Source organism: Paraburkholderia atlantica (assembly GCF_000092885.1).
Classification (GTDB): domain Bacteria; phylum Pseudomonadota; class Gammaproteobacteria; order Burkholderiales; family Burkholderiaceae; genus Paraburkholderia; species Paraburkholderia atlantica.
Genome location: NC_014118.1, coordinates 1,609,613 through 1,624,046, shown reverse-complemented (window position 1 = coordinate 1,624,046; position 14,434 = coordinate 1,609,613). Strand labels below are relative to the sequence as shown.

13 protein-coding genes are annotated in these 14,434 nt (G+C 59.0%); 12 read left to right on the top strand and 1 reads right to left on the bottom strand.

Annotated features, from left to right (window positions below):
• Nucleotides 1-11 precede the first annotated feature (11 nt).
• Complete coding sequence (locus BC1002_RS23335; protein ID WP_013092459.1) at nucleotides 12-971, bottom strand: PDR/VanB family oxidoreductase; 960 nt, start codon at nucleotides 969-971, stop codon at nucleotides 12-14.
• A 273-nt stretch (nucleotides 972-1,244) separates the two neighbouring features.
• On the opposite strand from BC1002_RS23335, the gene BC1002_RS23330 reads away from it, so the two are divergent.
• From BC1002_RS23330 to BC1002_RS23275, 12 genes are all read left to right on the top strand, one after another.
• A complete protein-coding gene (locus BC1002_RS23330) occupies nucleotides 1,245-2,387 on the top strand; it encodes a WD40/YVTN/BNR-like repeat-containing protein (protein ID WP_013092458.1) in 1,143 nt (380 codons plus the stop codon).
• Between the two features lie 82 nt (nucleotides 2,388-2,469).
• Nucleotides 2,470-3,654: an acyl-CoA dehydrogenase family protein gene (locus BC1002_RS23325; protein WP_013092457.1), complete on the top strand. Its 1,185-nt coding sequence runs from the start codon at nucleotides 2,470-2,472 to the stop codon at nucleotides 3,652-3,654.
• Between the two features lie 9 nt (nucleotides 3,655-3,663).
• Nucleotides 3,664-3,969, top strand: a complete 306-nt coding sequence (locus BC1002_RS23320) for a hypothetical protein (protein WP_013092456.1) — start codon at nucleotides 3,664-3,666, stop codon at nucleotides 3,967-3,969.
• A gap of 59 nt (nucleotides 3,970-4,028) precedes the next feature.
• Nucleotides 4,029-5,282 carry a Rieske 2Fe-2S domain-containing protein gene (locus BC1002_RS23315; protein WP_013092455.1) on the top strand — a complete coding sequence of 418 codons (1,254 nt, stop codon included), beginning with the start codon at nucleotides 4,029-4,031 and terminating at the stop codon, nucleotides 5,280-5,282.
• A 7-nt stretch (nucleotides 5,283-5,289) separates the two neighbouring features.
• Nucleotides 5,290-6,084 (top strand): amidohydrolase family protein, encoded by a 795-nt coding sequence (locus BC1002_RS23310; RefSeq protein ID WP_013092454.1) that lies wholly within the window; start codon nucleotides 5,290-5,292, stop codon nucleotides 6,082-6,084.
• A 26-nt stretch (nucleotides 6,085-6,110) separates the two neighbouring features.
• Nucleotides 6,111-7,214, top strand: coding sequence for a zinc-dependent alcohol dehydrogenase (locus BC1002_RS23305; RefSeq protein WP_013092453.1), 1,104 nt, complete (start codon nucleotides 6,111-6,113; stop codon nucleotides 7,212-7,214).
• 51 nt (nucleotides 7,215-7,265) lie between these two features.
• Entirely contained in the window at nucleotides 7,266-8,111 is an 846-nt protein-coding gene (locus BC1002_RS23300) for an amidohydrolase family protein (protein WP_013092452.1), read from the top strand.
• 242 nt (nucleotides 8,112-8,353) lie between these two features.
• Complete coding sequence (locus BC1002_RS23295) at nucleotides 8,354-9,412, top strand: aromatic ring-hydroxylating oxygenase subunit alpha (protein WP_013092451.1); 1,059 nt, start codon at nucleotides 8,354-8,356, stop codon at nucleotides 9,410-9,412.
• Between the two features lie 35 nt (nucleotides 9,413-9,447).
• Nucleotides 9,448-11,028 (top strand): FAD-dependent oxidoreductase, encoded by a 1,581-nt coding sequence (locus BC1002_RS23290; RefSeq protein WP_013092450.1) that lies wholly within the window; start codon nucleotides 9,448-9,450, stop codon nucleotides 11,026-11,028.
• A 38-nt stretch (nucleotides 11,029-11,066) separates the two neighbouring features.
• On the top strand, nucleotides 11,067-12,407 hold the full coding sequence (locus BC1002_RS23285) for an MFS transporter (RefSeq protein WP_013092449.1): 1,341 nt from the start codon (nucleotides 11,067-11,069) through the stop codon (nucleotides 12,405-12,407).
• Between the two features lie 62 nt (nucleotides 12,408-12,469).
• On the top strand, nucleotides 12,470-13,642 hold the full coding sequence (locus BC1002_RS23280) for a mandelate racemase/muconate lactonizing enzyme family protein (RefSeq protein WP_013092448.1): 1,173 nt from the start codon (nucleotides 12,470-12,472) through the stop codon (nucleotides 13,640-13,642).
• A gap of 68 nt (nucleotides 13,643-13,710) precedes the next feature.
• Complete coding sequence (locus tag BC1002_RS23275) at nucleotides 13,711-14,226, top strand: hypothetical protein (protein ID WP_013092447.1); 516 nt, start codon at nucleotides 13,711-13,713, stop codon at nucleotides 14,224-14,226.
• Nucleotides 14,227-14,434: the final 208 nt, after the last annotated feature.

Below are 14,434 nucleotides of genomic sequence, written 5' to 3'. Positions count from 1 at the left end.
CGTTGTTCTACTTACAGATCGAGGACGAGACGGTCGCCCTTACAGCCAGAACAGCAGATGATCATCGTGTTGTTCGCAGCCTTTTCGGGCTCGGACAGAATGGCATCGCGGTGATCGGGCTGGCCTTCGAGCACGCGGACTTCACACGCGCCGCACACGCCTTCTTCACAGGAATAGGAAATGGGGATTCCCGCGTCGCGCACGACGTTGAGAATCGTCTTGCCTTGCGGGACCGTCAGGGTTTTTCCGCTCTTGCGCAATTCGATAACGAAGTTCCCATCGAGCGCGGCTTCCTGCTTGGCGGAGAAGTATTCGACGTGAACTTGTTGCTGGGGCAGCGATGCGCACGCGGCTTCGAATGCTTCGAGCATCGGGCCGGGGCCGCAGCAGTAGAAGTGAGCGGTAGACGGTTCGTTCTTGACGACGTCCGCGATGTTGAGGAAGGTGCCGGCCTCGGCATCGACGTGAACGAGCGCGCCTTCGAAGGTTTTCAATTCGTCGGCGAATGCGACGTCAACCCGTTCACGACACGAGTAATAGATACGCGGCGATTGTCCGAGCTCTTTCAGACGACGCGCCATACACAGAATAGGTGTAATCCCGATGCCGCCCGCCACCAGGACGGTGTGCCCGGCATCTTCGTTGAGCGGGAAATTGTTGCGGGGCGCTTCGATCTGGATCAGATCGCCAACCCGCATCGTTTCGTGCATATAGCGCGAACCGCCGCGCGATTGAGGATCGAGCTTGACGCCGACCACGTACGAGCGCTGTGTCAGGCTGTTGCTGTATTCCAATAGCGAGTACTGACGGGTCAGGCCGTTCGGCAAAATGACTCCGACGTGAGCGCCCGGTTCCGCCCCGGGCAGCAGGTTGCCCTCAGGGTCTTCGAACGTGAAGGCCAGCGTGTTTCGGGCCAGGTAGTTGATCGCCGTCAAACGCAGGGTCATCACTTCATTCAGTTGTTCACTCATGTCACCTCCAAAATCGTAGAACGCGGGGAACCGCGCAAACGGCGCGCAAGAATTACACATCACGCTTCCTTGTTTAAAAACTTCTAACGTCAGAATCACGGGGCACCGAAAGTTCCGTGGGCCGTTTGACGCGTAATTCTTTTTTGCATATTATTTGGCCTGACCAGAAAAAAGTCAAAGCTTCTTCGGCGCAAGGTCTGGCGGAAGCTGTAGCGGCTACGTTTCTGAGGAAAACAGGCGACATCACACGGGGTATTCCCCTAGGGAGGAGAAATGATCGCAGTTCTGACCACCAACGGTGGAACCGTCACGCACGGTGAGGGTGCGGCAACGACGCTGTTGGTCGCCACTATTCGCGGCATGCTCGTGTTCGAGCGTGCTGACGCCAATGCGCCGTGGAATCTCACGCGCAAGGCGCTGGAAGATCGTCACGTGAGCGCGCTGCTCTATGTGCCGAAAGCGGGTCTGTTGTTCGCGGGCGCACACGGCCAAGGCAGCCTCTCGGTCAGCAAGGACCTCGGGCTGACGTGGGAACCGGCCAACAACGGGCTGAACAGCACGCATATCTACACGATGGCGCAACAGGAGCGCGATGGCCGTACCGTTCTGTTCCTGGGCACGGAGCCGTCCGCGCTTTATCGCAGCGACGATCTGGGTGCCACCTGGGTCGAAATCCCCGAGATGATGACGGTGCCGGACCAGGACAAGTGGACGTTCCCGCCGCCTCCGCACGTCGCGCACGTGAAGAACATCGCGTTCCATCCGGCCGAACCGGAGACGCTCTATATCTGTATCGAACAGGGCGCGCTGCTCAAGACGGTCGATGACGGCAAGACGTGGACCGAGCCGCGTAGCTACGAATCGGAAAACGACAAGTTCTACCACGACAACCACCGTGTGCTGGTTCGTCCGTCCAATCCCAAACAGATGTTCATGTGCGGCGGCGAAGGCCTGCACTACAGCGCAGACGCAGGCGAGACGTGGGTTCACCTGATGACGCGCCAAGACCTCATCGGTTATCCCGACGCGATGTTCATCGATCCCCGCAACGAAAACGTGCTGTATCTCGGTGGCCCGGGCAACGCGCCGCGTGACTGGGGTGCACGGAAGTCGGCGAATGCCACGGTTCTCAAGAGCGCCGATGGTGGCGTCACCTGGGACCATATGCGTAATGGTATGCCCGAGGAAATCATCGGCAACATCGAGGGCATGGGTCTGTATCACTGGGACGACAAGATCATGCTCATCGCCGGTACCGCGACGGGCGAGATTTACGCGACCGAGAACGACGGCGAAAGCTGGTACGTCATCTCGGCAGACGTGCCGCCGATCTCGAAGGGTGGCCACTATCGCTGGTTCCTCGATGCGAAGGAACGCATGAACGTCGAAGGTCGTTACGGCCGCAACGAACACTGACCCGGCCACAGCAGCTAAACAAAAACTATTCTGCGCGCCGGTTCCTCGAGCGCGGCGCAGCAAGCCCTAACAGGAGAACGCCTTGAGTCGTATTGCTAGTCACGAGGACGCCCTCGCTATCGCTCGCGGTTTGCACGACGTGATTCGTTCACGTGTCAAACAGACCGAAAGCGATCGCGTGGTGCCGAAAGAAACCATCGACGCACTACGTGAGTCGGGTCTTTTCAACATCATCACGCCGAAGTCGTTTGGTGGTTCCGAGTTGGGCTTCACGACGCTCGTCGAAGTCACGGCGGAAATCGCGTCGGCTTGCGGTTCGACCGGTTGGGTGTTCGGCGTGCTCGCCGGCCACAGCTGGATGCTGAACCTGTTCCCGTTGAAAGCACAGCAAGATGTGCTGGGCAAAGGCCACGCTCTGACGGCCACGGTGTTCCGCCTCGGCGGCACGATTACCGAAGTCGAAGGTGGCTACAAGCTCGTGAACGGTGAAGGCCGTTTCTGCTCCGGTATCGATCACGTGGAGTGGGTCATCGTCGGTAATGCCGTGCAGCGCGAAGACGGGCCGCCCGAACCGCGTTTCTTCGTGATCCCGCGCTCGGATATCCAGATCGTCGATGACTGGTATACCGCAGGCTTGCGTGGCACCGGTAGCCGCACGATCAAGGTCGCCGAAGCGTTCATCCCGGCACACCGCTCGGTGTCCGTGAAGGAAATGATGACGGGCAACGTCGAAGGCGCCGATGCCCTGCGCGCTCCGATCTACCGCATGCCGTTCCACAACGTCACGCCGTTCTCGCTGATCGGTGCGCCCTTGGGCATGGCACGGGCGGCAATCAAATCGTTCACCGAAGGTCTGGCGCCACGTTTGAAGGCAATGCCGGCCGACCAGATGGCAGAGCAGTCGGCAACGATCGAACGTCTTGCACACGCGACGGCGGATCTCGACGCTGCCTATGCGTTGATTCTCGAAGACACACGCCGCATCGACACAGCAGAAAGCGCAAAGTCGTTGACGCCGCTCGAGTGGTCGCGCATCTCCCGCGATTGGGCATATTCGGCGCAAACGGCTCGTCGTGCGGCCAACAGTCTGTTCGAAGCCGCGGGCGGCACCAGCATCTATAACGCGTCGGACCTTCAGCGCATCTGGCGCGACGTCAATTCGGCCGCGCAGCACTTCGCATTCACGTGGGACAGCGCACTGACGAGTTACGGACGTCAGGCACTCGATCTGCCGCCTTCGAACTTCGGCCCTGGTCCTAAGAAATAGGAGTTAGCAATGAACGTGGATGATCTTCATTCAATCGAGGATTACTCGCCGGAAACGCTGCGTCAGATTATCGAACGGGTGGAGAACTCGCGCACGTTCGAACAGATGATTTATCGCGAGTCCGAACTGGACGAAGTCTGGCGGCTGCTCGACAACGATATCGCCGTAGCTGCACGGAATGCCGCGAACTCGGCCGAAGGGCAGAACCTCGTGGCACTGCGCAATCTGATCATCGAGGCGCACGACTTGATCGGTAACGAAAGTAACACCGTAGACGCTCGCGAACGACTGCTGAGAGCCGTCGCACTCGTTTAAGGCCGACGGGGGATTTCGGTCTCCCACGCAAATTCACATATAAGAGATTAGGAGCAAACATGCTTTCCCGCGAAGACAACGACGTTCTGACTCAAGTAGGAAAAGGCACCCCGAACGGCGACATGATCCGTCAATTCTGGATTCCGGCGCTGCTCTCATCGGAAATTCAGGAGCCGGGTGGTGCGCCCAAGCGTGTGCGTCTGCTGGGCGAAGATCTCGTGGCGTTCCGCGACAGCGACGGCAAGGTCGGCCTGCTCGAAGAACAGTGCCCGCACCGTCGTGCGTCGCTCGCGCTGGGCGACAACTCGGAAGGCGGTCTGCGTTGTCTGTACCACGGCTGGAAGTTCGCCGTCGATGGCCAGTGCATGGACACCCCGACCGAGCCGGAAGATTCGAAGCTGTGCTCGCGCATCAAGGCGGTCGCCTATCCGGTGCGCGAAGTCGCTGGCGTGATCTGGACGTACATGGGCGACCCGGCAAAGGTTCCGCAGTTCCCCGACTTCGATTTCCTGTCGTACCCGGCAGAAAAGGTCGCAGCGTTCAAGGTTCTCGAAGACTGTAACTACGCTCAAGCCGTCGAAGGCACGATCGACTCGGCACACGCGGGTGTCCTTCACCGCGAGCAGCCGTGGTCGGCGCCGGCGAAGTACGAGCACGAGCGTGATCTGCGTCCGAAGATCGAAGTCGAATACACGCTGTACGGTCTGCGCTACGCCGGCGTCCGCAATTTCCGTGAAGAAGGCAAGCTGCACGCCCGCGTCACGGAAGTGATTCTGCCGTTCTTCACGCTGATCCCGCCCGATGGCTTCGGCGTCCGCAAGAACCGTCGCATGGCCAACGCGTTCGTTCCGCGCGACGACGAATCGACGTGGCACATCCAGTGGTTCTTCGACGAAACGCAGCCGGTCGATATCGAATATCGCATTCAGGAAGGCGGTCACTGGGTCGATGAAAACTTCCGCAAGGAACTCAACATCGACAACTGGTACAAGCAGGACCGGGAAGCGATGAAGACGTCGTCGATGTCCGGCATCAAGGGCATCCTGACGCAAGACCACGCGGTCAGCGAAACGCAGGGCCGCATCCTCGATCGCACGAAGGAACACCTCGGCACATCGGACGTCGCGGTCGTCGCATGGCGTCGCCAGATGATTCGTTCGGCACGCGCGTATGCGCAAAGCGGCGAACTGCCGAGCGTGCTGACGAACACGATCCCGTGGAATCAGATTCACGCTTCGACGGTGATCTTCCCGAACGACCGCACGTGGAAGGAGGAAGTGCCCCTCAATCCGGACGTCGCTCTGAAGGCCTGAGGCTCGCATGATCGTTGATAGCCACGCTCACGTATCGCCTCATTGGTATGAGCCCGTCGAGATGCTGCTCGATCAGATGAATGAATACGGTGTTGGTCATGCCGTGCTCACGCAGATGATTGGACAGACGGATAACCGGTATCAGCAGGAATGCGTTACACGATTTCCGGGCCGTCTGTCGAGCGTGGCCTGGGTCGATGCCGAGGACCCGGACGTTGCGAAGACGATCGAATCGCTGGCACGCGCTGGTGCCGGCGGTATTCGATTGAGACCATCGGCATGTCTCGACGACAATCGCCTTCCCGAGGCCTGGCGCGGTGTTCAGGCCTCGGGATTGCCAGTGAGCTGCGTTGGATCTGCCGAAACGTTCAACGCACCGGGCTTTATCGAATTGATCGCCAAATTGCCGGGTACGACGATTGTCCTCGAGCATCTTGGCGGCACCAGCGCGCCGGCTGTAACGGATGAAGCGCTGGCCCTGCGCCGCCAGGTGTTCAAACTTGCGGCGTTTCCCAATGTGATGATGAAAGTGCCGGGTCTTGGCGAACTATTGCCTCGCGATTCGAAAACATGGCACCAGGGCCGGCCGTTTGGTGATGCCCATCCTACGCTCCTACACGAGGCAGTTGACGCGTTTGGCGCTGATCGTTTGATGTGGGGCTCTGACTTCCCTGTCGTGAGTTCACGCGAGGGATATGGTCTGGCGTTGAAACTCACGCGTCAGGCGCTCGCTGGACTGACGAATCACGATCTCGACGCGATCTTTGGCGGCAACGCCCTGCGCGTATTTTCGAAAGCCTGAGATTGAAAAACTAGCAGGAGACAGACATGACGAAGAAGGTATTGGCCGCAGTCAAGACGGATGTCGAGACCACCGAATTACGTGAATTCGACTATCCGCAAGTGCGCCCTGAGACCGGCATTCTGCGCATCGAAGCCAGCGGCGTCGGTGGCAGCGATCCCGAGTTGTATCGCAAGGCGGGTCACGTTCCCGTGATCATGGGCCACGAGAACGTCGGCACGATTGAAGAAGTTGGCGAGATTGCGGCCAAACGGTGGGGCGTCAAGCCCGGCGACCGCGTTGCTCTGCACGAATACCTGCCGTGCTGGAATTGCGAGTGGTGCATGAAGGGCGATTTCCGCCTGTGCATGGAAGTCGATTTCTTCAACGTGAAGGATCGTCTGAACACCGATCGATTCGGTATGTCCACCGCCAACAAGGCGCCGCATTTGTGGGGTGGTTACGCGCAATACATGCACATGCCACTCAACACGGTGATGCATAAGATTCCGCAAGACATGCGGGCGACCCACGCGACGCTGGCCGTGCCGTTCGGCAACGGCGTGCAGTGGGCGTGTCTGGACGGTGGCGCAGGCCCCGGCAAGGTCGTGCTCGTCTTCGGTCCTGGCCAGCAGGGTTTGGGCTGCGTGCTGGCAGCAAAGGCCGCGGGCTCGTACACGGTCATTCTCGCGGGTATGACACGTGATCAGACTCGTCTCGATCTGTCGCTGCGCCTGGGCGCCGACTACGCGATCAATGTGGAGACGCAAGGCCTCGAAGCCGAAGTAATGCGCATCACGAAGGGTCGTGGCGTGGACGTCGTCGTCGATACGACGGGCGATCCTAAAGGCGAAATCGTCAAGCAGGCGATCGCGCTGGCAGCGAAGGGCGCCTACCTGAGCCTGAACGGCCTGGAACAGCACGTCCCCATCGGCGAGATCAAGAAGCGCTATCTGACGGTGCGGGCACCGCGTGGCCGTAGCTACGCTGCTGTCGAACTGGCGCTGCGCTATATCGGTTCCGGCCGCTATCCGATCGACGAGGTGTGCTCGCACACGTTCGGACTCGCACAGACGCACGAAGCGATCCTCGCGACGGCCGGGCGTGGCGTCGAAGGCGCTATCCACGTCTGTGTTGATCCGTGGAAGTGAAGTAACGGCCTACCGTTTGTTGATATCGAATTTTACAGAGAAGGGAACGTCATGATCGACAGTCACGCCCACCTGATTTCCACGAACGTGGAGAAGTATCCGCCGTCGCCGTTGAGCGGCACGCTCGAAGCCAACGCATTCGACAACCCGGTGACGGCCGAACGCCTGATCGACCTGCTCGACGCTGATGGTGTCGAGAAGGCGCTCGCGGTCCAGCGCGCTCACCTCTACGGCTTCCACAACGACTATGTCGTGGACTCCGCAGAGCAATATCCCGAGCGTCTGCGTTCGCTGTGCATGATCGATGCACTGGCCGACAACGTGGAAGAAACCGTGCGCTACTGGGTCGGCCAGCGTGGCTCGGTCGGCATTCGTTTGACGGAGCCGAACAAGGGCGCGGACTCGAGCTGGTTCGCGTCGAAGCAAGCGCTGCGCGCATGGTCGGCCGTGTCGGAGCTCGGAGGGTCGGTGCGTCTGCACTTCTATCGCTGGAATCGCGTCGCCGCCCTCGAAGCGCTTCAAGACGTCGTCAAGCAATTCCCGAACACGCCGGTCGTTCTCGACCACTTCTCGAACATCGTCGGCGAATCGGGTGCGCCGGACTACGGCGTGGACGAAGCGCTGCTCAAGTTCGTTGATTCGTCGAACGTCTACCTGCTGTATTCGATGATCAACCTCGGCAAACTGAAGGCGCTCGAGCTGCCGGCAGCGCCAGTCGTCGAGCGTGTCGTCCGGTCGTTCGGCGCCGACCGCGTGATGTGGGGTTCGGACATCGCGCAGTCGAAGGGCGAGTACAAGGACATGGTCCAGTTGGCCAAGGACTCAGTGTCTTCCCTCTCCGAAGCAGATCAGCGGAAGGTCCTGCACACGACTGCTAAACGCGTGTACTTCAGCTGATATCCGCATCCGTAAATGCGGCGTTCCAATCAGAAAAAGCGGGACGCCGCTTTTCGCCTTTAAGGGTATCCCCGAGTCTTGTCGAGCGGTGCTACAAGATAAGATAAAGAATACCCAATTGAATACTTTCGAGGAACGGGCGGGGTAGATCCGATCCGGGACAACGGGGGGGCGGCTGTACCGCACGTGTCAGGCAATCCGCTCGATTTGTCCGTTCTCGATTCTCTCTGAGGAGACATCAAATGAAATTCCTTCGGAACTGTTGGTACATGGTTGGCTGGTCGAGCGAGTTCTCGGCGACTGACATCGTCCCGTTCACCGTGATGGACGAACCGCTGGCGCTCTATCGCAAGGACGACGGCACGCTCGTCGCGCTGGAAGACCTGTGCCCGCATCGTTTGGCGCCGCTGACGGTTGGTCGCAAGGAAGGCGACGAACTGCGCTGCATGTATCACGGCCTGAAGTTCGCTGCCGATGGTCGCTGCACCGAAATCCCGGGCCAGGAGCGCATTTCGTCGAAGGTCTGCGTGCGCAGCTATCCGATCGAAGAAAAGCACGGTGCCGCGTGGGTTTGGATGGGCGACCCGGCAAAGGCCGACGTCGCGCTGATTCCGCCGATCGAAGGTCCGGATAGCGACACGTACTCGATGGTCTGCTCGAAGTTCGTGATGAACGGCAATGCAGAACTCGTGGCCGACAACCTGCTCGATCTGTCGCACGCACCGTTCATTCACGAATCGACGTTCGGTGCGAACAACAAGGTCTCGCTGAAAGTTCAGAAGGATGGCGAGACCAGGCGCGGCACGACGGTTCTCGAACGTGGCGTCGTCGCCGATCGTTGGCACATGGGCCGTCCGACGAACCCCTATTTCGATCTTCCTTCCGACGATAACGTGGTCAGCACCTTCCTGGTGCCGGGCGTCTTCATTCTGAAGATCAACTCCTTCGCACCGGGCGTTCAACATCGTTTCGTCGACGGTAAGCCTAACGAGGAACCGATCTTCCGTCGCTGCACGTGCCAGATGATTACGCCGATCAACGATACGCAATCGATGTTCTTCTACAACTTCGGTCCGGATCATGAGCACGCCGATCTGAAGGAACACGCGTTCGGAATCGCCGACGCGGCATTCGCCGAAGACAAGGCAATCATCGAAGCGCAGCAGGCAATGATCAAGAAGGTACCGGGCCGCAAGATGATCATGCTGGCGATGGATCAGCCGGTGCTGCGTTACAACGAGATCTATGACGGCCTTCGCACGAAGGAAGAAGCCGAGCAGGCAGCAGCTCCCGCAGCCTAAGTAGCTCAAACCGCGCAGGTATGTTTAGAGACACGATGGATAACGAAAAGATGGAAGTGAACTGGACCGAGCCCCGATGGGATGAACATGCCGATATGGTTGTGGTCGGCTATGGTGGTGCGGGTGCAACGTTCGCGTTTGCTGCCGCCGAACAGGGCGCTGACGTGCTCATCCTCGAAAAGGGTGCGCAGGGTGGCGGTAACTCGGTCTGTGTGGCGGGTGGTCTGATCATGACCTCCGTCGATGAAGAAGAGTCCTTCAAGTATCTGAACTGGTTGTGTGCAGGTCAGACCGAAGAGAGCGTTCTTCGTCATTTCGTTGCAAGTCTCAAAGACATACCTGCGTTCCAGCACAAACTGGAATTGCCGCTCAAAGACAACCCGCAACCGTTCTCGGCCCCGGGTTTCTTCCCCGAGTTCGCGGGCGCGCCGGGTGCAGAGAGCATCAAGGGCATGAGCGTGGTGGCCGCACCGGGCGGTGCAGGTCTCTATAACGCGATCTCGGCTCAAGCAGAGAAGGCGGGTGCGCGTGTCAAGTACAGCACGCGAGTCACGCGTCTGATTCAGCATCCGGTGACGCGTGCGATTCTCGGTGTCGAAGCCGAACGCGAAGATGGTACGACGATCACGATTCGCGGTCGCAAGGCGACGGTGCTCGCCAGCGGTGGTTTCGAAGCGAACGCGGCCATGTGTAAGCAGTTCCTCACCGCATGCCCGATCTATTTCCTGGGAAGCCCGAATCTGACCGGCGACGGCATCCGCATGGCACAGGAAGTCGGTGCCCAGCTGTGGCACATGAACGCCGTGGCAGGCCCGCTGAACATGGGCATCAAGACTAAGGAAGGCTACGTTTACGTCACCTACGACCTTAACAAGGTTGCAGGCTTCGGTTACAAGTCGGGCGCGTTCAAGGACGGCGGCAGTCTGCTGTGGGTGAACCGGCAGGCGAAGCGCTTTCACAACGAGACGGTTGACACGTCGGTCGTTCAACACGGGTTGGCGAATCGCGACACGTGGCTAGCGACGACGCCGGGCATTCCGGAATTCACCAACGTGCCGGCATTCCACATCTTCGACGAAAAGGTTCGGGCCGGTGGTGCGGCGATGACCACGCTGAATTCGCGCGTGCCGCCGTGGAGCCAGGACAATCTCAAGGAACTCGAAGAAGGTCTGATCATCAAGGCCGATACGCTCGAAGAGCTGGCATTGAAATGCCAGTGGCCGGAAATCCCGGGCGTGACCAGGTCGGGTCACCTCGATCCCCAGGCACTTCGTGAGACGGTCGAGCGCTATAACGAGCAGTGCCGTCTGAATGCCGATCCCGAGTTCGGACGCGAGACGTTCCTGGTGCCGCTTGACGACGAGGGACCGTACTACGCGATCGGACCCATGCTGCCGACGTACCTCAATACCCACGGTGGACCGAAACATGATGCGGGACAGCGTGTTCTCGATCATCAGGACAAGCCGATTCCCGGTCTCTATGCAGTTGGGGAGTGTGGATCTTTGTGGGGTCCGTTTTATAACTCGATGGGCGATATTGCGGAGTTCATCGTATCAGGCATAACAGCGGCGAAGACGGCACTTTCCGATAGCGAGGATCGGAAGATTCGCTGATTGACTACACGTATAACTAAACCAGGAGACAGAAAGCAATGAGTGAGACCGCAGAGGTGCGGGCGACGTTCGCACCCGTCGAAGCCGCTTCGGATTCGAAAACGTCGAAGGGAGCATGGTGGATGCTCGTCATTTTGACGGCGACATACGTGATCTCCTTCATCGACCGGGGTGCGATTTCCCTCGTCGTCGGACCGATCAAGGAAGACCTCGGGATTTCCGATCTCGAAGTCAGTTGGCTTCTCGGGCTCTCATTCATGCTTCTGTACAGCGTGCTTGGCGTCCCCATGGGTGCGCTGGTCGATAAGTACGAGCGCCGGCGCCTGCTCGGTGGCGCGATCATGGCATGGTCCGCTGTTCAGGTTTTGTGCGGTCTGAGTCAGACGTACGTCCAGTTGTTCCTGACGCGTGTGGGTCTCGGTGTTGGTGAGTCCGCTCTGTCGCCTGGCGCCGCGTCGATGATTCGCGATGCGTTTCCGCCGCAACGCCGCAGCCTCGCGTTCGGGATCTATAACATCGGGCCGCTTCTCGGTACCGGTCTGGCTCTCGGGCTCGGTGGTTTTCTTCTGAAAGCGGCATCGGCAGGTGCATTTGCGGGCCTGCCGCTGGTTGGCGGGCTCAAACCATGGCATTTCGTGCTGCTGGTGCCGGGTCTTATCGGTATTCCGTTCGCCGTGCTTCTGTGGCTCGTACGTGAACCGGCACGCCGCGACGTCAACGCAGGCGGTGGGGTCACGTATCGTGAAGCGCTTTGTTTCGCGTGGACCAACAAGGCCGTCTACGTTCAACTCTGGATTGCGATCTGCTTGTATGGCATTGCGGTTGGTTCGCAGATGGCCTGGCTCCCGGAAATCATCGCGCGCACGCTGAACGTCCCGCGTCCGGAGATCGGTAAGGCGTTGGGCGGCGTGGCACTGTTGGCGTCGCCTGCGGGCCTGTTGATCCTGGGCCGTATCGCCGACTGGCTGCGTGAACGCGGCATGATCGACGCACCGGTTCGCGTGGCGGCTGTCACGACGGCAATCGCTGCAATCGTTACTGCGTGCTTCCCGCTGATTCACTCGATGAATGTCGGGTTGATCGCTTATTTCGTGCAGACGTTCATGTTCTCGATGTTTGCGGTAGCTGGCGGCGCAACGATGGCCAACTTCACGCCGGGCAACATGATGGGCAAACTGACGGCGGTCTACTACCTGATCACCAACCTGCTCGGCCTGGCACTCGGGCCCACGGTGGTCGCGCTCGTTGCCAAACTGTTCTCGGGGCCGAATGCACTCGGCGCTTCCTTCGTCGTTTGCTATGTGATCTCGGTTGCACTGGCAGTCGTTCTGTTGATCCGTGTCTGTGGTGCGCTGCGTCGTGCGGCGGCGAATAGCTGATATCCGCTTCGGGAGTGTCCGATGTCGGCACTCCTCTCTCGAGTTCCTATAGGTTCAATCCAGTGAAAATTACCCGCGTTGAGTGCGTTCCGGTTTCGATGCCGCTTAAGAAGCCCCTGAAGCTTCCGAACGTCACGATCACCTGTCTGAATACACTCGTGGTGCGTATTTACGCCGATAACGGTTTGGTGGGCGTCGCTGAATCCGGCGACACTTCGTCGTGGTATCGCGGCGAAAGCCAGGCCTCGATGACGGCGATGATTTCCGATATTTTCGCTCCGCGAATCCTGCTCGGCGAAGATCCGTGCAATATCGAAAAAATCGTCGGCATGATGGATCAGCTCGCGCGCGACAACAATCAGGCGAAAGCGCTCGTCGATTGCGCGTTGCATGACCTGAAGGGTAAAGCACTAGGTCGCCCGGTTTACGATCTTCTGGGCGGCCGTACACGCGAGTCAGTTCCCCTGGGTTGGGTTCTATCAGCCGGCGATCCGGAAAAAGTGGCTGAGGCAGCAGTCCAGGTTCGGGAGGCAGGTTTCTCGGCCTTCAAACTCAAGGTTGGACGTCACACATTCGACAACGATGTGGCGACGGCCCGTGAAGTGCGTAAAGCCCTCGGCCCGGACGCGATGATCACGCTCGACGCGAATGGGTCGTGGAATTACGAGCAGGCCCTGAAAACGGTGCGTCGTCTGGATCAATACAACCTCGCTTTCATGGAGCAGCCGCTGGCGCATCAATACCGCGACAGCATGTCCAAACTCCGCGAGCGCGTGAACACGCCGATTTACGCAGACGAGGGCGCGCAGGAACTGGGCGACCTGCGCGAAATCGCCGAACGCCGCTCGGCTGACGGCGTGATTCTGAAGATTCAAAAAGTAGGCGGTCTACTCAAGGCGCAACGATTCCTGGCCGCATGTCGGATCTACGATATCCCCGTGTTCTGCTCCACCTTGATTGGCGGCGGTATCGAGTCGGGCCCGAGCACGCATTTGATGGTCTCGGATCATTGGGCGTGCCAGTTCATGAGCGAAAGCATGGGGCCTCTCGCGGTGCATTCGGTATTCAACAGCGACCAGATTCCGGCAGGCGAAGATCTGGCAATCGGCGGTCAGCGGTTTGCTCAGGGTCACGCATATCCGAGCGAAGGCCCGGGCTTCGGATTCGAGGTCGATGAAAAGCTCCTGAACAAGATCATCACGCCGGGCGCCGCCCATCGGGTCGTCCAGGCGTAAACGGGCACTCAGCGGCTGACTCGATTCCGCCGCGTTGCGAAAACAGAAACCAACAACGGAGACATCTGATGCAAGGTATTAATTCGCCGCCGTGGAAGTACGCTGTCCTTTGGCTCCGGATTTATTTCGGCGCAGATTTGCTGTGGTCGGGCTTCCGTTATATCTCCACCGGGTGGGTTCCATTCATTCCGGGCACTGCAGGTGCATACGTGCAAGCGCTGGATGCGATTCACATGTTTCCGGTAGTCAAGTATATGGAATGCGTGCTCGGTATCCTGATGCTGAGCAACCGTTTCGTGCTGCTTGCGGCGATTTTCGAGTTTCCGACTTCGGTTTCGATTTTCTGGATTAATACCTTCATCGTTGCGACTCCGCGCCAATTGTTCTCGGGCCCGAATCAGCTGCTGATGAATGGTCTATTGATTTTGGCCTACAGTGGTTACATGGCTTCGGTATTTAAGCCAAAACTCACGCCTCTGGCATTGTGGGAGGGGTTCAAGGTCGATGTCTGGAAAGAGTCTGTCAAGTTGAAGAAGACACCTGAAATGCGAAGGGGCATCGTCGAATCGGGAGAACTGCGATGAAGAGCAACCGAAACCTTTATATCGGTCTCGCCGTTTGTCTTGTCATGACGTGCTGGGTCTTCTTCGGATCGACCGGATTGGGTTACACGGAATACCGTCCTCTGCGTGCGCGTGACATGTTTGGCCTCGCAATTCCGTGGATCTGCGTCATTACTGTGCTGATTCGCGATCGCCGTAAAGGCATCGTATAAAACGGCTCTTAGGTGAT